The sequence below is a fragment of the Acetobacterium carbinolicum genome, from assembly GCF_047456275.1.
GTDB classification, from domain to species: Bacteria; Bacillota; Clostridia; order Eubacteriales; family Eubacteriaceae; genus Acetobacterium; species Acetobacterium carbinolicum.
Genome location: NZ_CP173357.1, coordinates 2,473,236 through 2,495,153, shown reverse-complemented (window position 1 = coordinate 2,495,153; position 21,918 = coordinate 2,473,236). Strand labels below are relative to the sequence as shown.

The following is a 21,918-nucleotide window of genomic DNA, read 5'->3' as shown; positions in this document are numbered from 1 at the left end:
CAGATTTGCATTAGATCATGGTATAGCCGCCATCGATGGCAATGGTCTGTCCGATGACGTAATCACTTCCGGATGAACAGAGGAAGGAAATAACTCCAAAAAGGTCTTCTTCGGTGCCTAATCGTCCAGCTGGGGTGTTTTTGATATGTTCGGTGAGGGCATATTTAGGGAAATTTGATTTGGCCATATCGGTTTCAATAACACCGGGGGCAATGGCGTTGACTTGGATGTTGAGACGGGCGGCTTCACGAGCTAGGGCTTTAGTAAAAGCAATGACCCCGCCTTTAGCGGCAGAATAATGGGTAAAACCCAGTCCCCCAACCCGACCGGCAATGGAGGCAACATTAATAATCTTGCCCCGTTTCTGTTTTTCCAGTACCTTATAAACCGCATGGGTAGCGATAAAGGTTCCGGTTAAATCAATGTCAATCACTGCTTTCCAGTCTTCCAGAGTCATCGCACTAAAAGTTTTAACCGGGAAGATGCCAGCATTGTTGATTAACACATCAATTTTTCCGTAGGTTTCCATAACCAGATCAACCATTCTAATGGCATCTTCTTCGGATGATATATCGCACTGGACAGCAATACAGTTAGTGGGCAGTTTTTCGGCTGCAGCTTTAGCCGTGTCAATATTACGACCGATAATGACAATATTGGCACTCTCATTGCTGAGATATTCGGCAAATGAGTAACCAATTCCCCGGGATGAGCCAGTGATAATAATAACCTTATCCTGATGAATTCCAGCCATGATCTAACCCTCAATTTCGCCGATGATCTGGCCAACCAGAACCCGGTCATCTTCTGATGATAACATGGTAGAAAGAACCCCATCAGCGGGAGATTCAATATAAATGGAGATTTTATCGGTGGCAGCTTCAGCAATGTTGTCGCCTTTCTTGACAGTATCTCCTATAGCTACAAGCCATTGTCTTAAATTTATTTCTTCAGCGCCTTCGGCAAATTCAGGAATTGCAATTTCGTATTTCATTTTTAGTTCTCCTTAATCGTATTTATTTTATAACTCTGCAATTGTTTTTTTTGTCGTTCGAGTGCCAAACATCCCATCAAAGGCGAGGATAAACTGATCTCGGAGATCGCCCAGGGTAACGGGGGAGCAGCCACAGGCTGCCATCGAAGTAACACCCTTATCTTCGATGCCGCAGGGAATGATGGTCTTAAAATGTTCGAGGTTGGGGTTGACATTAATGGACATCCCATGGAGGGTAACACCATGGGACACGGCGATGCCTAAAGCGGATATTTTTTTTTCCTCGCCAGTTCCGGGTTCGGAAACCCAGACTCCGCTTCGCCCTTTGACGCGTTTACCTTTAAGATTGTAATGGACCAGCAGATTAATCACGACCTGTTCCAGACACCGTACATATTGGTGGGCCCCTTTCACATATTGATCAAAATGAAGAATCGGCGAAACGATGAATTGTCCGTTCCCATGATAGGAAATATCCCCGCCCCGGCTGACTGCGGTCACAGTAATACCCATTGCGTCCAGTTCTTCAGCAGTGTAAAGCAGGTTCTTTTCCTGGGTTCCCCGACCCAGCGTAATAACGGGATAATTTTCCTGAAAAAGCAGGGTGTCCGGTCTGAATCCATCGACGCATTGCTGGTGGAGCTGTTCCTGGATGATAAAGGCCTCCTCATAGGAAATCAGTCCCAGGTCAAGCCAGGTAAGATTGTTCTTCATGGTCTAATCCTCCAGGTGATACTGTTTCATTTTGCGGTACAGAGTACTGCGGGAAATTCCCAGATATTCAGCAGCTTTCTTGCGTTCTGAGAAAAGCGCCAACGCATTTTTAATAGCAGAGCGTTCCATTTTTTTTAAATCCACATCAGGTTGTAAAACCTTTGTCTCGATGGCTCGTGGTTCTTCTCTTAGGGTCAGCTCGGCGTCAAGGTTGGGTAAATAACTGGAAATAAAATAATCGTCAATGCGATTGGTTTCAGTGAAATTTACGGCTTGTTCGATGGCATTTTTAAACTGTCGCACGTTTCCCGGCCACTCGTACTCCTGCATTGTTGCGAGGGTAGAGGGGTGAAGCGGTTCAATGAATTTACCACAGGTCCGGGTAATATCATTGAGAAAAAAAGCAGCTAGGGTTGGAATGTCTTTTTTTCGTTTCCGTAGTGGCGGAATGTTAATTTGTAGTACATTTAATCGATAGTAAAGATCTTGTCGAAACCGCCCCATTTTTACTTCTTCGGCAAGATTCTTATTGGTGGCAGCAATCACCCGCACATCAATGGCAATGTCCTTGTTGCCACCAATGCGTTGAATATAACGCTCCTGTAAGACCCGAAGCAGAATGGTCTGGGTGTTTAGAGGCATTTCTCCGATTTCATCCAGAAAAATAGTGCCGCCCCTGGCTAGTTCAAATTTTCCGATTTTTCCGTGTTTGCTGGCTCCGGTAAAAGAGCCTTCTTCGTAGCCAAAGAGGACACTTTCAATCAGGCTTTCAGGAATACCGGCACAATTAATCGCAATAAATGGTTGATCAGATTGATAAGCGTTATGAATCGCCTGGGCAAACATTTCTTTGCCGGTTCCGCTTTCACCTTCTAACAGGACCGTTGCACTGCCTTTAGCGGCAATTTGAGAAAGGTGAACGGATCGTAGTAACGCAGAACTGTCACCGATGATGTCATCAAAGGTAAAGCGGGTGCCTTTTCGTTTGGCTTTATCAGAAATCGGGGTTTTTTTATCCATATCCTTCAGCGTTGCAACAGCTCCGGCGATGGTCCCATTGTCGTGAAGGATCAGCTTACTGTTAATTAAACAGTTTATTTTTTTGCTTTTGGTAATAATGTGTTTATCTTTTTCTTCAAGAGAAGGCGGTACATTTCCGTTATGATCCAGAATGGTTTCACCGTCCATAATCTCCAGAATGTTTTTTCCATAGGAATCAAAGGTGGTCGTTTTTAAAATTTTGGCACCATGAGAATTAATACCAATTATTTTACCATTGACATCCACCGCAACCACACCATCCGTCATGGAGTCGATAACCGTGCTCAAATAGTGGTTGGTTAAATCGACCTGACGATTAGATTCGGCAATACAAAGCTGCCGCGAGATAGCTTTTGTTGCAGCAACGACCATTCCCAGCGTATGGGGATAAGCCATTTCTTTAGGCCCAGCCATATCCATAACTCCCAGCAGTTTGCCATGGGCGTCAAGAATGGGTGCAGCAGAGCAGGTTAGTTCGTGATAACATTCATAGTAGTGCTCGGCCCCGATCACTTGAATAGGTTGGAGGAGATCGATGGCTAAACCGGTGGCATTGGTGCCGGCCATGTGTTCATTCCAGATACTGCCCCGGACCAGATTCTTAGTGAAGGCTTCCTTCAAAATGGATTGGTCACAAATTAGTTCCAGAATAACGCCATTTGGATCGGTGAGCGTGGTTGAAAAGCCGGATTTGTTAACAAATTCTTGTAATTCCACCATAAAGGGGATGCTGACGTCCAGGAGCACCTTATTTTGTTCCAGGCGTTTTCTAAAATTTGTTTCACTAACAGTAGGAGTGCGATTTAAGGCATGGGGATCAAGCCCAGCCTTTTGACAGCGTAGCCAGGAATCAATAATCGGCTTGCGGATATGGCTACCGATTTTTCCAGATAACACAAAATCGTCCCAGGTATTTTTGATTGCATCAAAGTCAGCAGTAAGTTTCAAAGCGTTCACGCTCCTTTTTGATGTTTTTTTATCATTCAAGGTGATTGCTCGCTGCTGAAAAGATAGTAAATTGGTATCAGGGAGTCCCCTGATACCAATTAGAATAATTATTTAGCAGCAGCTAATTTCTGAAGATCGGCATTGAGTTGTGCAAAAATATAGACAGGCGCACATCCGGGATAATAAGTAACGGATTTTGCCAGCTCAGCCCCTTCTTTTACCTTGTCAACAGATGGGAAAAGTTCCCAGCAGTCGCCGCAAATAAAGACGTTTTTATCAACACATATTTGCGGATCGAAATCTGGCACACCGCCGGCAATAACAACAACCTCTCCAGATTTTTCGAGGAATTTATTCATATCAATACCGCTTAATGCAAAAGAATCGAGCGCACCACGAACATTAACAAAACAGCCGGGACAGGTTTGTTGCATCACGCAGGTTAAACCGGCGTACATACCAATGGGATCACCACCGGGGCGTCGGAAGTGTTTCATGACCGATTCAATCGAGTTGCCGACAACATCAATTTTGGCTAAATCGATTTCGCCCTGACCTTCGGTTCCGGCACAGCGGATAGCTGGAATTTCCATGGGTTCAAAGCCCATGATGGAACAGGCCACCGAGTCAACAGCAACGGTATCGGCTCCGGCAACGATCAAGTTCATTTCAATAGGAGAACCGGCGTGAGGTCCCTGGCCTTCCATTCCAATTACGGAGTCAACAATGGTCAGATCGGCATGACGGATTCGATACATATCAGCCATTTTCTGGCCCAATTCAATACGATGAGCCCCTTGCTGCTGATCATTTGGATGACAGTTGGGGATGATCCCATTCCAGTTTTTAAGCCCTAAGGTTACGGTTCCGGCTAAATGCACCTTCATTTTGGGAAGGTTAATAACGACATCCGCATCCAGAAAAGGTTTGAAAACAGTGGCGTGTTTGAATAGTTTTGCGCCTTCAATTTCGACCGCAACAACATCATGTTCGTCAAAATAGATAACTTCATCCGCACCGCCAAGCTTGGCTGCTTCTTCCATTTTTGAATCTTTAAATGCCGGTTTAGCGCGACCAACATGCATCCCTAATGATGGGTTGTCACCAATGACAACTTTTCCGGCTTTGGAGTTTTTCTTAACATAAGAAACAACGGCTTCAATGGTTCGGGGATCGACAACCGCATGGCTTTCAGGAGGAGCCTGGAAAGCGAGGTTTGGTTTGATTAAAACAGTGTCACCTTCTTTGATGATGGTGTCAAGGGAACCTATCGCCAGTTCAACTGCTTCGGCAACAGCGGCTTCGATTTTTCTTACATCCTCTTCAATGCGAATGTATTTTCCACCCATGAATGAGGCATTGCCTTCAGGTTGTGCAACCTTTACAACAGATACTTTTGTTTTGCTCATGATCGTCTCCTTTAAGTAGTTTATATTTATCCAAACTTATGGACATATACAAATATACCCGCAAAGATCATGCCAAATCAGAATAGTGCGAAAATCCAGTTAGATCTGGGATTGCGAAGGAAAGTTTGATTATCCGAGGTGTGTCATGTGTCAGAATAAGACACGTATATGTGTCATTATAACACGTGACACACCTTGGATGTCTTAATCTAAAAATATCAGTTAAACGATTAGTTTGAAATTAGTGGTATTCGATGAGAATATTTTTTGTTATAATCATAGGATATGAGGTATTATATAGAAGGTAAGATTATCAATATGAAAGTTAATCGTTTGGTTCATAATACTTTCGTAATTTGAATTTAGAAAAGAAAGTGAGGATAAAATGCGTAAAGTTTTATTATTAAACGGTAGTCATAAATCAGGTAAGAGTTTTACCATGATCATAGCTGAGCAATTTGTTTCCGGTCTGTTGGAATTTGATCCGGATACGGTAATTCAAACCGTTGATTTAATTCAGAAAAATATTAACGCCTGTACGGGATGCCATACCTGCTGGACTACCACTCCGGGGGAGTGTATTTTTCAGGACGACATGACAGAACTTTTCCATCAATATGAAGAGGCTGACATTGTGATCTGGGCCACCCCGCTTTACCACTACGGGATCTCAAGTGCCATGAAAAAATTTATGGAGCGGACCCAACCGGCACTGCTGCCATTTATTGACAATGAAGGTGGCGGAACCTATGGCCATCCCTTCCGAAATCCTGAAAAAATGAACAAGAAAAAGCATGTGCTCATCAGCACCTGTGGCTTTCCATCAACAAAGAATAATTATGAAGGGGTCGAAGAACAGTTTAATAATCTTTTCGGAAAAGATAAGTGGGAAAAAATAATCTGTGTTGAAGGTGAGCTCCTGGGAATTCACCAGCTCGATAACCTGACCGGGCCTTATCTGGATTTAGTTAAAATTGCGGGTAAAGAATACGGCGAAAATCTGAGTATTTCGCCAACGGTCAAGGAAGGCCTCTCAAAGCCTTTTGTCGAAACCCCCACCTATCTCCAAACCACTAACCTGAGTTGGGGGGTGGACGATACCCGGATGAAGGATTCTGATGGTGGACTCATTGCCTGGAATTATATGAAAGAAGTGCAGACGGCTTTTAATCCCAAGGTGCGACCCAAAATGAATGCGGTGCTTCAGATCGATTTTACTGACATTAAGGAGCGCTACCAGTTTGTCATAAAGGACGAGACCTGCACCCTGTTACGCAATGATTTTGCCCGAGAAACAGCTGCAATCAGTATTAATCTCACCACCCTTGAACGGATTTTAGAAGGAAAAATTGATGCTGCCCAGTCATTGTTAGAAAAAAAGTATGCGGTTACTGGCGATATGCGGGTGTTCAACGCCTTTTTGGATGGGCTGTTTGGCCCGGTTAATCTGAGTGCTGATAAGAAAAAAAGGCTGGTTCCGATCAGTTTTAAAAATACCCCGTATTGGTTTTTTCTAGCCTTGTGTCCGTGGCTTTTCTGCTTTCTTTTTGCTGAGTACAGCCCCTTAATTGGGGTGGTGGTTCCACTTATGATCAGTGGTGTATTATGCAGTATCAAGCGAGGGCCCGATCTGGTTTACTTTGAACGCGCCACGCTATTGACGTTTTCTTTGCTCGGTTTAGCGGTGGTGACCTTTGGATCGGATTATCAGGGAAACACCTTTGCCATTATCGGGTATTTTGCACTCGCTTTAATCTGGGCGATCTCGACGCTAAAAACGATTCCGCTAACGGCCGACTATACCCACTATTTCAATGGTCGCAATGCTCTTAAAAACGTATTGTTTTTGAGAACCAATCGGTTGTTATGCTATGTCTGGTCACTGGTTTACCTGGCTCAGGCCGGCATTACACTTTGGCTAAATACGACGGTACTGATTAATTTTGCAGCGATTATTCCGATCCTTTTAAGCGTTCCAACCTTTGTGTTTTCACTCTGGTTTCTAAAATGGTATCCTACTGATGCGGCTAAACCAAAATAAATGCGGAAAAGAATTTTGCCGCGATACCCATGAATATAAAAAGAGGAGTTTAAATGCTAACACTGGATAAAATATACCACGCATCATTTACCCTAAAAAAATATATTCGGCCGACTGATTTGATTCATGCCCCTAAAATATGTCCCGACAGCGATATTTATTTAAAAACCGAAAATTTGCAGATCACCGGGTCTTTTAAGGTTCGGGGCGCCTGCTATAAGATATCTCAGCTTAGTGACGAAGAACGGGCGAAGGGCGTGATTGCCTGCTCGGCTGGCAATCACGCCCAGGGGGTGGCTATGGCCGCCGCGATTAACCATATCAAAGCCCTGATCTGTCTGCCAGATGGAGCCCCGATTTCCAAGGTGGAAGCGACAAAAGCCTATGGCGCCCAGGTCTGCCTGGTGGAAGGCGGCTATGATGAGGCCTATGCAAAAGCATTGGAACTTCAGGCTGAGAAAGGTTATACCTTTATTCATCCCTTCGATGATGAGTTTGTCATCGCTGGTCAGGGAACCATCGGTCTGGAACTGCTAGAAAGTCTGCCGGATCTGGATGCGGTAATCGTTCCGATAGGCGGTGGCGGACTGATTTCCGGCATTGCCTACGTGCTCAAGGCCTTAAAGCCCGAGGTAAAGGTTTATGGGGTTCAAGCCTGCGGCGCACCCAGCATGCACGAGTCCATCAAAAACTGTAAAATTTGTCGGTTGCCCCAGGTATCAACCATTGCCGATGGAATTGCCGTAAAAGAACCAGGAGATTTAACATTTAGTCTGTGCAGAGATTTTGTGGATGAAATAGTCACCGTTACCGAGGATGAAATATCGACCGCGATCCTGACCCTGATCGAGCAACAAAAGCTCATTGCCGAAGGGGCCGGGGCAGTAGCGGTGGCCGCCGCCATGTTTGGTAAGTTGCCAATAAAAGGGAAAAAGACGGTTTGTATTGTGTCGGGTGGCAATATTGATGTGACAATCCTATCCCGAATCATCAAACGGGGTCTATTAACCTCTGGTCGCACCTGCTCGTTTAACATCGAATTGATTGATAAACCAGGACAGCTAAAAAAAGTGTCACAGATTATTGCAGATTTGGGCGGAAATGTTATCTCAATTCATCATGAGAGAAGCAATGAAGGCTCTGATATCAATGGCTGTTTCTTGCGAATTGAGTTAGAAACAAGAAATTATGATCATATTGGTGAAATCCGTGAAGGTCTGGTCCAGGGCGGATTTAAATTGCAGAAATAAAGCTAAAAATTGTTTTTCTCAATTGATTGGCGATGGGAAAAAGGGGTATAATTCAACTGATAAGTTGTTTAACATCTGTTATCGTTGGTGTGCTTTTTTAAAAAAGGGCGACCCCTCTAAAAAGAGCACACCAAGATAATGAGTGGGAGCTGATAAAAGAACATTTAATGGCTTTGATTAACCATTCTAAAGGGAGTGTATAGCTTTTCTTTAAAAAATATAGTTTTAACACAGGAGGAGAAAAATGTTAGCCGATATTAGCGACGATTTAAAGAAGATTTTTTTATTTGGTGTAGGCGCGGTGGCTGTTACAGCCGAGAAATCAAAGGTTCTCATTGATGAGTTGGTGGAAAAGGGTGATCTCACGGTCCAGCAGGGAAAGATTCTCAACGAAGAATTAAAACACAATATCAAAGAAACCATAAAAGACACGGTGACGGTTAATGTGGTTAAATCAGAAACACCACCTTCCGCCGATTCCGTTATAGAAGGCCTGGATACGATGACTCCTGATGAGATAAAGAAGATTCAAGATAAGTTAGAGACGATTATTTCAACGCAACAAGTGGAGAAAGAAATCATCGAGGTGTCTGATTTAGCAGAAAATGTCAGTGAAAAGGAAATCGATGAATTTAAGTGATTCCGGTCTAAGCGTAAAAGATATACCGAAAGGACCAATGGATACAAATGGAAAACGGTTAAAAAAAATTGTATCCATTCTGGTAAAACACGAAATTACCAAAGGGTTGACCCCGGAAAAACTTCGACTTATCATTGAAGATTTGGGGCCAACCTTTATTAAGATTGGTCAGATTATGTCAATGCGCCGGGATATTTTCCCTAATGACTATTGTATCGAACTTGAAAAATTGCGCTCACAAGTGACGCCGATGCCCTTTGATGAATTCATTCGAATTATTGAAGAAGAGTATCAGTGTCCGGTGGATGATGTGTTTAGCAACATTAATCAAGACCCCCTGGGATCGGCCTCTATTGCTCAGGTTCATGCTGCCGATTTAAGCGATGGGGCGAAGGTTGTGATTAAGGTCCAGCGCCCGGGGATCTATAAGGTCATGGCTCAGGATGTGGTGTTACTAAACCGGGCCACCGGTATTCTCAATATCGCCAGTGGTATTGGCGATGTAGTCGATTTTAAAATGATTGTTGACGAAATGTGGAGTACGGCCCAACAGGAAATGGATTTTCTTTTTGAGGCTAAAAATGCTCAGTTATTTAATGAACTTAATGCAGAGATCAAATATATCGGTTGTCCTAAAATTTACAATCAATACACCACCTCCAAGGTTCTGGTCATGGAAGACATCGTCGGCATTGCAATTGATGAAACAAGAACGTTACAGGATGCCGGCTATGATCTTGAAGAAATTGGCGTGAAGCTGGCTGAAAACTATGTCAAGCAGATCATTGATGATGGCTTTTTTCATGCTGATCCTCACCCAGGAAATATTTTTATCAGAAATGGACAGATCGTCTGGATTGATTTAGGTATGATGGGAAGACTGTCCAAGCGGGAAATGGGACTCTTAAGAAGAAGTGTCAAAGCTGTGGCGACACGGGATGTCGAAAGTCTCGAAGGGGCGATCCTTTCGCTGGGAGTCCATAAGGGCCGGCGAATTAATCATTCGCTTTTATATGAAGCGATTGATCGGATGCTGGATGTCTATGGTACCGAGGAACTCAGCAACATCAACATGGGGCGATTTTTGGAAGAAATATTGCGAATAGCCGCCGAGAATCATATTGGTATGCCCAGAGGTATCAGTATGCTCAGTCGCGGCATGATCACCATTGAAGGCGTGATTGCCAAAATATCCCCCGACGCCAATTTTGTTCGTATCATGGCCAACCATATGGCCGGTCAGCAGATCACAAATTTCGATTTGAATAATTTTATGGAGTCGAACAGACAAAAAATCCTAACTTCGGGAGAAAAGGCAATTAGTGTACCTGGACAAGTCTCTGATTTCTTGAGTCTGACGAATAAGGGACAGTTGAAAGTGAATCTTGAGATTCTCGGATCAGATGAACCCCTGGCGGAAATCGATCAGATGGTAAATAAGATCGTGATCTGCATCATTCTGGCGGCGCTTTTAATGAGTTCCAGTTTCATCGCAACCACCAACATGACCCCCCAATTTATGGGAATCCCGGCTTTGGGCGCGTTGGGTTATTTTACCGCTATTATTTTAAGCCTGGCGTTGATGATTTCCATCCACCGAAAAAAGCGAAAACGTTGAAAACAGACTACTATAATGTCTTTTGATCCATTTCAATTGAAGTCATTCTGGGGTAAATTAACAGACTCTTAATGTAATCTTTCCAAACCGTTAACATATGATGCTGCCGTGCATGTTAGACTTTAACAGCGACGAAGATAATCGGGAAACCGGAATCTTTTGCGCTGTTATTTTTTTAGTGCATCAATCGAATAAATATGCAGCAGATGGGGAGATGAGTAGATGAAATGGTTTTACAACTTAAAAATAGGAAGCAAGGTAATTTTGGGGTATTTAGTCATTGCGATTATCGCCGGAGGGATCGGCATGATGGGACTGGCAGGTATCCAAAAAATCAGTGAACAGGATGTGTACCTTTATGAGAAAATGGCAAAACCGCTGGGAGAACTTATCTATATTGTTGACGCTTTTCAAGGTCTTGTAGGAAACACCCAGGATTTGTTAGGTGCAACCAGCCCCGAAGAAATTGATGCCATTGAGCTTGAAATTCTAAAACGAAATTCCCGATTTGATGCAAATCTCAAAACCTTTCAAACAACTTTAAGTTCACCGGAAGCAATCGAAATTGCGGACGAAACCTACCTGCTAAAAGATGATTTTGATCTGATCGTAACCAATGTCATCGATCTGGTTCGACAAGGAAACCAGGGAGAAGCCCTGGGGCTGATTAATAGCAGTGATTTTGAAGTGGTAAAACAAAAAATCGAAGAAAATTACCGGGCAATGATGGACTTAAAGTTAGAAGCTGTTAAAGGTACCGCAAAAAGTAATCATGATATCGCCACAGAAACCACTCGAATGACGATTGCCCTGTTGGTGATCGGGGTAGTGATTTCTTTACTGTTAGGTCTTTTTATTGCGTCAACAATTACCAGACCGATTGCAAAAATTAGGGATATGATTAAAGAAATGAGTCTGGGACACCTGGGCATGCGGCTTTATATGGACAGTCTCGACGAGGTAGGTGAAATGGCTACCGCCATGGATCATTTTGCCGATGATCTTCAAAACGTGGTGATAAAAACCATCCAACAGATTTCTGATGGGGATTTATCGGCGGAAATTGAGCAAAAGGATGAAGCTGATGAAATTATACCGGCACTTAAACAAACAATAAAGACCGTGCGCGATCTGATTGCTGAGTCAACCATGCTCGCTCAGGCAGCAGTTGATGGAAAACTCCAGATCAGGGGCGATGCCAATGCGTTTAAAGGCGGTTTCCGAGAGATTCTAGTGGGATTTAACGACACCTTGGATGCACTTGTAACCCCTTTAAATGTGGCAGCCAGCTATGTGGAACAAATCGGCAACGGCGTTATTCCGGAGAAAATCGATGAGACTTATTATGGCGACTTTGATACCTTTAAAAACAATATCAATGCCTGTATTGACGGTCTGGCAGCCCTGGAAGAAGGCAACCGGGTGTTGGGACTGATGAACCGCAACGATTTTTCCCAGGCAATCGTAGGTAATTATCTGGGGATTTACGCAGAAATTGCCGAATCCATCAATGGTATCCGGCAGCTTCTTTTGACGATCACGCGGATTGCCGGCAATATTAGAGAAGGAAATCTTTCTGATTTGCCAAAGCTTAAGCAGGATGGCAAACGCAGCGAAAATGATCGACTGATGCCCACCTTGGCCGGGATGATGGAAAATATTTTTATGCTGGTAGAAGAAACCGAAACCATGGCTCAAATTGCGGTGCAAGGAAATCTTAGTTTTCGAGGTGACAGCAGTAAATTCAGGGGTGAATATGCCCAAGTTATTGAAGGATTCAACCAGACCCTGGATGCAGTGATTGAACCAGTTAAAGAAGCTTCAGATGTCCTGCGTGAATTAGCACAGGGAAATCTTCATGCCATGGTAAGGGGTGATTATCAGGGTGATCATGCAAAGATTAAGGACGATCTCAATGAAAGCATCATGTCATTGGCAATCTATGTCGGTGAAATCACAAGTGTCCTTGAAGCAATGGGGCAGGGAAATCTTAAACAGGAAATTGAAGCGGAGTTTAAAGGTGACTTTAAAGAAATAGAAAATTCCCTTAACACGATTAATACCCGACTTAGTACCACCCTTTCGGATATTGACAGTGTTTCGGCCCAGGTGGAAATGGGAGCGATTCAAATATCAGATAGTGGCCAGGCGCTGGCCCAGGGAACAACAGAACAGGCCAGTTTGATTGAGGTTCTAACCACTTCGATTGAACAAGTCGCCGACAAAACAAAGCACAATGCGATCAGGGCCAATGAAGCCAATGAAGGGGCGATTGCGGTGCGAAAAAATGCCGAGATCGGCAATCATCAAATGAAAAAAATGGTTGCCGCCATGGATGAAATAGATGAATCAGCCAACAGTATTTTTAAAATTATCAAAGTAATCGATGATATTGCGTTTCAAACCAATATTCTGGCACTTAATGCTGCTGTCGAAGCAGCCAGAGCCGGTCAGCACGGCAGAGGATTTGCCGTGGTTGCCCAGGAAGTAAGAAGTCTGGCCATTCGTTGCAGTGATGCTGCCAAAGAGACAACCGCTCTTATTGAAGGTTCGATCGATAAGGTGGAAGTTGGTACTCGGGTAGCAGATGAAACCGCCAGTAGCCTGAAAGAAATATCCAGTGAGATAAAAAAAGTCACCCATTTAGTTGGAAATATTGCGCAGGCTTCCAGTGATCAAGCCGCAGAAATCGAGCAAATTAATCAGGGGATTGAGCAAGTTTCACTGGTTATTCAAACCAATGCGGCCACAGCAGAACAAAGCGCGGCAGCCAGTGAAGAACTCTCTGGCCAGGCGCAACTGCTTAAGCAGATGGTTGGTACCTTTGAAATTAAAACGATCGGTTAAGCCAAAGCCATCGATTAGTAAAAAGTGTCTTTAATCTTGGTATTACATTAATAATCGAGTAAAAACTCCGTCTTTTGGGCGGAATTTTTTGTGTTGTTAAAAAATTTAGATTAGAATGATTAATTTTGGGTAGAAATAATTATAGCTGTTAAAAGCGAATCTAAGTAACAAAAAAAGGAGAAGAAAAAAATGAAAAGAAAATTATTTCTCGGAATGATTATCGGCCTTGTTCTATTGATTGCAGGTTGCGCCCAAGCTCCAGCAACAACAGATGATAAAGATACTGGGTCGGAAACTGATGTCGTAACAACTGCTTCAATTGTTGATACGGAGGAAGCCTTTATTAAAGCCATCAGCAAAGATGGGACCTGGATCATTGCCACCATTGATGATTTGGAAATTAGCTCGGACCTGGTCTTAGACGGCGATTTTGTTAATGGCAAGAAAGATGATGGCGGAAATGATATCGTTCAGCGCAAGATAGGCCTTTATACGCAAGATGAGGACCGAAATGTTACCGCCAGATTTACACTGACGGCACCAAAACTAACCATTAATAGTCCCAAAGCAAGCATTGAACACGGAACCTTTGTTGGTGATGTTTATGTAAATGCCAATGACTTTCAGCTTAAAGACCAAAAAATCGAGGGAAATTTGTATTTTACAACACTCGAAGCTCAATCAACATTTATGATGGACGCGACCAGTTCAGTAACCGGTGTTCAGGAGTTAAAACAGTAATGGTTTGACATTTCACAATTAAAATTTTGGGAACCTCTAAATTGAAGCGTGAAATACATCAATTTAGAGGTTTTCCTTTTAGAAAATTTAAAAAGAATGATAATTGACTGGCGTAATGTGTTACTCGTTTAAATAAAATTGTAATGTTTAAGCGTCTGGGCAATAGTCAAAATTCAGTTAAAATTCGGAGGTGCATTATGGAAAAAAATATTATTATATTAGGCGCCGGATACGCGGGAATTCTAACGGCAAAAAAGCTTGCCAAACGTTTAAAAGATCACCAGGATATTAAAATCACCGTAATCGATAAAAAAAGTTATCATACCATGCTTACTGAGCTTCATGAGGTAGCTGCGAATCGTGTTGAGGAAGATAGTATCCGAATCAGCTTAAACCGTATTTTTGAGGGACGAAATGTCGCTGTACAGGTTGATACGATCACTGATATCGATTATGAAAAAAAACAATTAACCGGGAAATTAAAAACCTATCCTTACGATTATCTGGTCTTAGCTTCCGGTTCTCAACCGACTTTTTTTGGGGTTGAAGGGGCCAAAGAATTTGCTTATAAACTATGGTCTTATGAAGATGCCGTAAAGCTTAAGGGACATATTCTTAATATGTTCACAAAGGCGTTACAAGAAACGAATCAGCAGGAAAAACAGCGGTTGCTCAGTTTCTATGTGCTAGGAGCAGGCTTTACGGGTGTCGAAATGGCTGGGGAACTTGCTGAATGGGTACCGGTACTTTGTAAAGAATTTGAAATTGACCGTGAACTGGTAAAGATTACCCTAGTTGATATGATGGACAGAGTGGTACCAAATCTATCAGAGACGCTATCAGAAAAAGCAAAAAGGCGATTGGAAAAAATGGGCGTCACGGTCATGCTAAACACGTCGTTTAATAAAGTTGGTGAAAATTTCATCGAGCTTAAACAGGGGAATCAGTATCAAGAATTCCCGACAAACAGCGTTGTTTGGGCAGCCGGCATCGAAAGCTCAGATATAGCTAATAAGGCAGTTGCGCTTAATCAAATTGGGCGGGGGCGGATTAAAACTGATGAATTTCTGCGGGCAGAAGGAAAAAACGACGTTTTTATTGCGGGAGATAATATTTTCTTTATTCCGGATGGTGAAACAGTGCCAGTGCCCCAGATGGTCGAAAACTGTGAACAATCAGCAGATACAGTTGCCCATAATTTAACCAGAGCAATCACAGAGGGCGGCGAAATGGAGAAGTATGCTCCTAAATTTCATGGAGTAATGGTGAGCATTGGCGGGCGTTATGGCATTTCTTATGTTGGTACAGAAAAAAAGAAGTTTGCATTGCCCTCCTTCTTGTCTCAATTTGTGAAGCATTTTATTAATATTATTTATTTTATCCAAATTTTGGGATGGAATAAGGTCTTTAGTTATATCCGACATGAATTCTTTACCATTAGAAATTGTCGTAGTTTTGTCGGTGGTCACTTTTCTAATCGTACCCCCAGTTTTTTACTGGTTCCGCTCCGCGTTTTCTTAGGTGCATTTTGGGTATATGAAGGTGTCAAAAAAGTCGATGAAGGGTGGCTTTACATGCCTAAATTGACGCCATTCTTTCAAGGTGCGAGTGATTTATTCAATGCTGTGATTAACGCTAGTGGTGGTGAGGTGATATCGACGGCGACAGCGGTAGGCCAGGGAACCGAAGCCGCTGGAAGCCTGCTTATTAATTGGAATATTTTAGGTCTTTTTAAGATTATTCTGATTCAAACAACAGATATTGCTATCAAATTGCAAGTTGGCCTCATGGATTGGTTTACCAGTACCATCATTTTAAGCAGTGAGAGTTCAGAGGTGTTTTTTCAGTCTGTAATTGTTTATTCCGAAATAATTGTCGGGATATTGCTGATTTTAGGTCTATTAACAACCGTTTCGGCACTATATTCTATTGTTCTGCAGGGCATGTTTGTCACAACGACGGGGCTTTACCTGAGTACATGGTGGATGATTTTTGCGGCGGTAGCTGTTATTATTGGTGGAGGGAGAGTATTCGGCCTTGACTATTATGTAATGCCTTGGTTAAAAGAGCACTATAAGAATATTAAGATTGTCCGGAAACTATATATCTATCATGATTAAAAATGAATTAGCCGAAAGAATAGAATACCTTGCATCCCTCGAAGCAGTCAGACAATTGATAAAAGAAACTTTACTGGATACGGATGAGTTAATTTTAGAGATGATGGAACACCTGACGTCCGGAAGTGGAAAAAATTTAAGAGCGATGTTATTGCTGGCTTCAGCAATGGACCGTGATGGCTTTGTACCGCGTGACGCAGTGATTGCTGGTGCAGCGGTAGAAATCCTTCATCTTGCCACATTGGTGCATGATGATGTCATCGATGAAGCCGAGATAAGGCGGGGACATGCCAGTTTGCAAAAACAGTTTGGAAAAAAAGAAGCCGTGATTTGTGGTGATTACCTTTTTTGTATATCGCTTGCGATGGTAGCTGAGATTTCAAATCATTATTCCCAGAAATTAAATGTGTATACCCAGGCAATGACAAAAATTTGCCTGGGAGAACTTCGCCAATTTAAACATAATTCCGATACCGAGCTCAGTGTGATGAATTATTTAAAAATAATAGCAGGAAAAACGTCGGCACTTTTTTCGCTGGCGATGTATTCCGGTGCGATTATCAATGAATGTAGTGATAAAGAAGCGCGCTTTATGGGACGAATTGGATACAATATGGGTATGGCATTTCAGATATTGGATGATTGTGCGGATTATGAATCGGATGTTGCGGCAACTAAAAAGACGGTTAAACATGACCTGGCCGAAGAAGTGGTAACCTTGCCGCTTATTTATGCCTTTCTTAAAAAACCGGAGCTTAAGCATCATATCCGCCGTCAGCAGCTGTCACCGGGTGAGATTAATGAAATTATTGCCGAGGTTGTTAAGGTCGGCGGGGTATCAATGGCCCGGGATGTGGCAGAAAAATACTATCTAAAGACAAAAAAAATGATAAATACTCTTACGGAAGATAATAAAAAGTTGTTAATGAATGAAATCCTTGGAAGAATTTGGAAAGTTGAGAATTAAGGGATGGCAGGACGATTTCTAAAGTATGTTGAGATTCAGACAAAAATGGCCAGTGTACTTCCTTTTCTGCTCGGCTTGTCTTATGTTATCTATGCATATGGACGGTTTGATCGTTTAAATACCTTGTTGTTTTTCGCCTCAATGCTGAGCTTTGATATGGCAACAACCGCGTTAAATAACTATATTGATGTAAAAACAAATGGTAAAAAACTGGAATTCTCACAAAAGACAGCAAAGCAGATAGTGCTGATTCTTTTGATTTTGGCAAGTTGTTTGGGTTTGGCGCTGGTACTTTATACCGGGCTCATTGTTTTGGCTATTGGGGCCTTATGTTTTGGTGTTGGGATATTCTACACCTTTGGTCCGGTTCCAATCTCGCGGTTGCCCTTGGGCGAGATTTTTTCGGGTTTATTCATGGGCTTATTGATCCCCTTTTTAGTGGTTTATATTAATGCGCCAAAAGAGAGCTTGATCGACTACGATTTTTCGAATTGGATTCTTATCGTTTCTGTTAATGCATTGAATATGCTAAAGTTAGGCGTTGTTGCAATACCGGCGATGACCGGTATTGCAAATATTATGCTATCCAATAATACCTGTGATCTTGAAGCGGATGTTGCCGTAAACCGCTTTACCTTACCTTACTATTTAGGCGTAAAAAATGCGGTAAATCTATTTGCAGCACTTTATTATTTAGGCTATGCGTCAATTATAGTTATGGTTTTATTTAGAATTGTGCCAACTTATGGACTGATTATTGTATTTGGTTTAATCCCAGTTCAGAAAAATATTCAAATCTTTCGAAAACAACAGTCTAAATCAAGCACTTTTCCGCTGAGTGTACAAAACCTCGGGATCATGGTGATTCCGGTGATTATTAGTTTAATAGCAGGGGTGATCTTTAAATAAACGATCATTCACAATAAAACAGAATCCATGGAACAGAATCCATGGATTCTGTTTTTTTTCTTGACATCAATCTGAGAATGTATTATTGTATTAATAAGATAATACAATAATACAAAGGAGAACAGCCATGAAGTGGATCATCGATTCAGATCGCCCCATCTATAAACAGTTGGTGGAACAGATAGAGCTCAGAATCATTTCCGGTGTTTATTCACCAGGAGACAAACTTGAATCAGTGCGAGAGATGGCAATGGATGCAGGTGTGAACCCCAATACCATGCAAAAAGCATTGGCAGAACTGGAAAGAATGGAACTCGTTTTTGCACAAAGAACCAGCGGCAGATTTATTACGGAGGATTTAAAAGTGATAGAAGAAGCGAAAAAGAAACTGGCAGTTCAAGAGATTGGCGCATTTCTTGAAAAAATGAAGAAATTGGGTATGAGCCGAAATGAAATACTGGCATTGATGGAAAAGATAGAGGAAGGGGACAAAGAAGATGACCATCTTAAACACTAACAATCTGACCAAGTCCTATGGGAAGAAAACAGCCTTATCCCAAATTAATATGGAAGTTCCCCGGGGGCGGATCATCGGGTTACTGGGACCAAACGGCAGTGGTAAAAGTACCTTTATCAAGCTGGCAGCCGGTTTACTGGTGCCTTCATCCGGTGAAATATTTATTGATGGACAGGCACCCGGGGCTTTGACCAAAGCTAAGGTTTCCTATCTGTCTGAGCGCTCCTATCTCAGTGATTGGATGCGGGTTAGCGAAATTCTCGTCTTCTTTGAAGATTTTTATGAGGACTTCAATCGCATTAAGGCCGAAAACATGCTTAAAGATTTGGCTATTAATCCTGACGATCGACTTAAAACGATGTCTAAGGGAACAAAAGAAAAGGTCCAGCTGATTTTGGTGATGAGTCGGCAAGCCGAACTTTATTTACTGGATGAGCCCATTGGTGGAGTCGATCCAGCAGCCCGGGACTATATTCTAAATACCATCATTACCAACTATAAAGAAGAGGCATCGGTGATTATTTCAACCCATCTCATTGCGGACATTGAGCAGATTCTTGATGATATTATGTTTATTAATCAGGGGGAACTGGTGCTTAGTTCCAGCGTTGATGAAATACGAGAAACTCATAATAAGTCAGTGGATGGACTATTCAGGGAGGTTTTTAAATGTTAGGGAAACTAATCAAACACGAAACAAGGGCAACCAGGCGGATTTTTTTACCGCTTTACGGTGCCTTGCTGATTTTAACAATTTTTACCAAACTGGTAATGGCCATTGGTGCTCCGGATTTCTTTTCCGAAGCAGCATCTAATAACACAATAGCGGAAATTACTCTAGGGATCAGCTTTACGCTTTATTTTATCTTAATCGTTGGTATTAGTGTGATGACCCTGGTAATGATTATTCAACGGTTCTATAAAAATCTGTTTACGGATGAGGGCTATTTGATGTTTTCGCTGCCGGTAAAAACCTGGGAACTGGTTTTATCAAAGCTTCTGGTGGGGCTTCTCTGGTCAGCGGTTTGTACCGTCATGATTGTCCTAACCTTTGTCATTTTTTCGCTGGGAACTTTTTCGATGATGGAGTTGACCCAGGCTATCCAGGCAGCTTATCAGACGTTTTTCGTTGAAACTGGCATGAATCTCAATCTTTTTACAGCTGAACTGGCATTATTTTTAGCGGTTAATACGGTTGCATCAATACTGATGATTTATGTTGCCATTGCCATTGGACAATTATTCAGTCAGCATCGGGTCGTCGCAGCTTTTGGAGCCTATATTGTGATCACCATTGTACTACAGATCATTGGGTCGATTTTCATGGCTGTTTTTGCTATTGGAAATCTGGATATTCTGATATTAAACGGTCGTTCGGCTATGTCAACCATCCAATGGCTGATTAATGGGTCAACGATTCTTAATGTGGTGTTTGGTGCGGCGTTCTATTATGTGACTCAATATATTATGAAAAATCGTTTAAATCTGGAATAATTTACGTTGATTTGTGTTATAATAATCAGCAATTGAATGGTTTAAGCCAGAGAATAAAAAGAAAGTGGGTGGATCTAAATTTTTATTCAAGTCAGAGAGCTATACAAAGATTTCAAATTGGGGAAAGAAGATATTCATATCCTCAAGGGAATCAATCTGGATATTGAACAAGGGGAAATGGTGGCCCTGCTTGGTCCTTCTGGATCGGGTAAATCCACCTTTTTGAACGTTCTGGGGGGATTGGTTCCACCAACCTCAGGGGAGATTCTAATCCGGGATTACCAGATCAGCGAAATGACGGAGAATGAGCTTTGTCTTTTTAGACGGGAGCATCTGGGTTTTATTTTCCAGTCTTACAATCTCATTTCAACAATGACTGCGATGGAAAATGTGGCTCTGGCTCTGACCTTTGCTGGTGTCAAAAAAGAAATCCGCAAAGAACGGGCAATCGAAGCTCTGGAAGTGGTCGGATTGGTAGATCGGATGGGGCATAAGCCCAGCGAACTATCGGGGGGTCAGCAGCAACGGGTGAGTATTGCGCGGGCACTGGTGAACCATCCGGAGATTATTCTCGCCGACGAGCCGACCGGGAATCTGGATTCGAAAACCAGTGCGGATATTATGGAGATGATTTATCGACTGAATCGTGAAGAGAATCAGACCTTTGTCATCGTCACCCATGATCCGGATACAACCAAATACTGCACCAAGGTTATTCATATGCAGGATGGCCTGATTGAATCTGAAGTCAGCCAATAAGTGCTGAGCAGGAAAAAAATTAAGGAAATGGAGAAATCATGAAAGAGGTATCAAAAAAGAGGGTCAAGATGACGTGCTCAACACTGTTCTTATCTTTGCTGCTATTATTTTGTTTTGTACCGGCTGCGATGGCAGCCCCGGAGCAGCCATTGCTCCAAATTAGTGCCGTTACCTTTGATCCGGCTACCGTTTCACCGGGAAAGGACTTTAAAATGCTGGTCACCCTGACCAATCACGGTGAGTACCACGCCTACAATGTGACCCTGGATGTGTTATCACAAGCAGGAGCTAACGATCTGGGCGTTTTTTCCATGGTTGGTACCGGCGGTCATTTTTATGTCGAAAAAATTAAATCAGGGGAAAGTGCGGTTATTGAAATACCGATGGTATCTTCGCCCAGTGCTGAAGCAAAAAACTATAATCTCAATCTACAGCTCAATTGTGAAGACTATGATGGCGATGTCTATAATTTCACAGCCACGGTTGGCATTGTAATCAACGAAAGTGAATCGATGTCAATTATCGCACCGGAACGCTATGTGCTGACTAAAGATGACAAGGGTCTGACAACAATTGGCTTTGAAATTGCCAATTTCGGTTCTAATCCGGTACGGGGGGTTCAGGTGAGTGTGGCCGGCGCTGGTCTAGACTTTAGCAACACCTATCAGTATTACGGAACCTTTGAAAAAGAAGACAGTGACGATTTTTCAACCGAAGTGACAACAGATAAAACCGGGGAGTTTCCCGGCGTTATTACCTTGAAATTTATGGACAGCTTCAATAATGAACGCACCGTCGAAAAAGCGATCACTATTGTATCGGAAGAAGCAGTAGCAAAAGGGGATAATACCGAGGAAGAGAACTTTTTTGAAAAATTCCTTAGGGTAGTTTTCGGCATTGGTTCATAGA

19 protein-coding genes are annotated in these 21,918 nt (G+C 42.5%); 14 read left to right on the top strand and 5 right to left on the bottom strand.

All coding sequences use genetic code 11. The annotated features are described in order from the left end of the window. Nucleotides 1–10 precede the first annotated feature (10 nt). From ACIZ62_RS11545 to ACIZ62_RS11525, 5 genes are all read right to left on the bottom strand, one after another. On the bottom strand, nucleotides 11–754 hold the full coding sequence (locus tag ACIZ62_RS11545) for an SDR family NAD(P)-dependent oxidoreductase (protein WP_414150193.1): 744 nt from the start codon (nucleotides 752–754) through the stop codon (nucleotides 11–13). A 3-nt stretch (nucleotides 755–757) separates the two neighbouring features. Continuing rightward, nucleotides 758–994 (bottom strand): biotin/lipoyl-containing protein, encoded by a 237-nt coding sequence (locus ACIZ62_RS11540; protein ID WP_111886507.1) that lies wholly within the window; start codon nucleotides 992–994, stop codon nucleotides 758–760. Nucleotides 995–1,021: 27 nt separating this feature from the next. Further along, nucleotides 1,022–1,708 (bottom strand): lipoyl(octanoyl) transferase LipB, encoded by a 687-nt coding sequence (gene lipB, locus ACIZ62_RS11535; RefSeq protein WP_414150192.1) that lies wholly within the window; start codon nucleotides 1,706–1,708, stop codon nucleotides 1,022–1,024. Between the two features lie 3 nt (nucleotides 1,709–1,711). Then, a complete protein-coding gene (locus ACIZ62_RS11530) occupies nucleotides 1,712–3,697 on the bottom strand; it encodes a sigma-54-dependent Fis family transcriptional regulator (protein WP_414150191.1) in 1,986 nt (661 codons plus the stop codon). 107 nt (nucleotides 3,698–3,804) lie between these two features. Continuing rightward, entirely contained in the window at nucleotides 3,805–5,106 is a 1,302-nt protein-coding gene (locus tag ACIZ62_RS11525; RefSeq protein ID WP_414150190.1) for a DUF362 domain-containing protein, read from the bottom strand. A 385-nt stretch (nucleotides 5,107–5,491) separates the two neighbouring features. Here ACIZ62_RS11525 and ACIZ62_RS11520 point away from each other — a divergent pair, with 385 nt between their 5' ends. From ACIZ62_RS11520 to ACIZ62_RS11455, 14 genes are all read left to right on the top strand, one after another. Beyond that, nucleotides 5,492–7,147 (top strand): NAD(P)H-dependent oxidoreductase, encoded by a 1,656-nt coding sequence (locus tag ACIZ62_RS11520; protein WP_414150189.1) that lies wholly within the window; start codon nucleotides 5,492–5,494, stop codon nucleotides 7,145–7,147. Between the two features lie 53 nt (nucleotides 7,148–7,200). Then, entirely contained in the window at nucleotides 7,201–8,397 is a 1,197-nt protein-coding gene (ilvA, locus tag ACIZ62_RS11515) for a threonine ammonia-lyase (protein ID WP_111886512.1), read from the top strand. Nucleotides 8,398–8,641: 244 nt separating this feature from the next. Beyond that, on the top strand, nucleotides 8,642–9,037 hold the full coding sequence (locus tag ACIZ62_RS11510; protein ID WP_111886513.1) for a phasin family protein: 396 nt from the start codon (nucleotides 8,642–8,644) through the stop codon (nucleotides 9,035–9,037). Continuing rightward, the gene (locus tag ACIZ62_RS11505) at nucleotides 9,024–10,655 is read left to right on the top strand and encodes an ABC1 kinase family protein (RefSeq protein ID WP_111886514.1); all 1,632 of its coding nucleotides are present in this window, start codon (nucleotides 9,024–9,026) and stop codon (nucleotides 10,653–10,655) included. Before ACIZ62_RS11510 ends, ACIZ62_RS11505 begins: the two co-directional genes overlap by 14 nt. A 222-nt stretch (nucleotides 10,656–10,877) precedes the next feature. Then, complete coding sequence (locus tag ACIZ62_RS11500) at nucleotides 10,878–13,502, top strand: methyl-accepting chemotaxis protein (protein WP_414150188.1); 2,625 nt, start codon at nucleotides 10,878–10,880, stop codon at nucleotides 13,500–13,502. 189 nt (nucleotides 13,503–13,691) lie between these two features. Continuing rightward, nucleotides 13,692–14,243, top strand: a complete 552-nt coding sequence (locus ACIZ62_RS11495; protein ID WP_414150187.1) for a hypothetical protein — start codon at nucleotides 13,692–13,694, stop codon at nucleotides 14,241–14,243. Between the two features lie 197 nt (nucleotides 14,244–14,440). After that, nucleotides 14,441–16,363 (top strand): NAD(P)/FAD-dependent oxidoreductase, encoded by a 1,923-nt coding sequence (locus ACIZ62_RS11490; RefSeq protein ID WP_414150186.1) that lies wholly within the window; start codon nucleotides 14,441–14,443, stop codon nucleotides 16,361–16,363. A gap of 55 nt (nucleotides 16,364–16,418) precedes the next feature. Further along, the gene (locus tag ACIZ62_RS11485) at nucleotides 16,419–17,330 is read left to right on the top strand and encodes a polyprenyl synthetase family protein (protein ID WP_414150185.1); all 912 of its coding nucleotides are present in this window, start codon (nucleotides 16,419–16,421) and stop codon (nucleotides 17,328–17,330) included. A 3-nt stretch (nucleotides 17,331–17,333) separates the two neighbouring features. Further along, a complete protein-coding gene (locus tag ACIZ62_RS11480) occupies nucleotides 17,334–18,239 on the top strand; it encodes a UbiA family prenyltransferase (RefSeq protein ID WP_414150184.1) in 906 nt (301 codons plus the stop codon). A gap of 127 nt (nucleotides 18,240–18,366) precedes the next feature. Then, the gene (locus tag ACIZ62_RS11475; protein ID WP_111886520.1) at nucleotides 18,367–18,756 is read left to right on the top strand and encodes a GntR family transcriptional regulator; all 390 of its coding nucleotides are present in this window, start codon (nucleotides 18,367–18,369) and stop codon (nucleotides 18,754–18,756) included. Then, nucleotides 18,737–19,432, top strand: coding sequence for an ABC transporter ATP-binding protein (locus ACIZ62_RS11470; protein WP_111886521.1), 696 nt, complete (start codon nucleotides 18,737–18,739; stop codon nucleotides 19,430–19,432). The genes ACIZ62_RS11475 and ACIZ62_RS11470 overlap by 20 nt, the downstream gene beginning before the upstream one ends. Beyond that, nucleotides 19,426–20,250 carry an ABC transporter permease gene (locus ACIZ62_RS11465; RefSeq protein WP_111886522.1) on the top strand — a complete coding sequence of 275 codons (825 nt, stop codon included), beginning with the start codon at nucleotides 19,426–19,428 and terminating at the stop codon, nucleotides 20,248–20,250. Before ACIZ62_RS11470 ends, ACIZ62_RS11465 begins: the two co-directional genes overlap by 7 nt. Nucleotides 20,251–20,328: 78 nt before the next feature. Continuing rightward, a complete protein-coding gene (locus ACIZ62_RS11460) occupies nucleotides 20,329–21,009 on the top strand; it encodes an ABC transporter ATP-binding protein (protein WP_111886523.1) in 681 nt (226 codons plus the stop codon). Nucleotides 21,010–21,077: 68 nt separating this feature from the next. Beyond that, nucleotides 21,078–21,917, top strand: coding sequence for a COG1361 S-layer family protein (locus ACIZ62_RS11455; protein WP_162624367.1), 840 nt, complete (start codon nucleotides 21,078–21,080; stop codon nucleotides 21,915–21,917). Nucleotide 21,918: the final 1 nt, after the last annotated feature.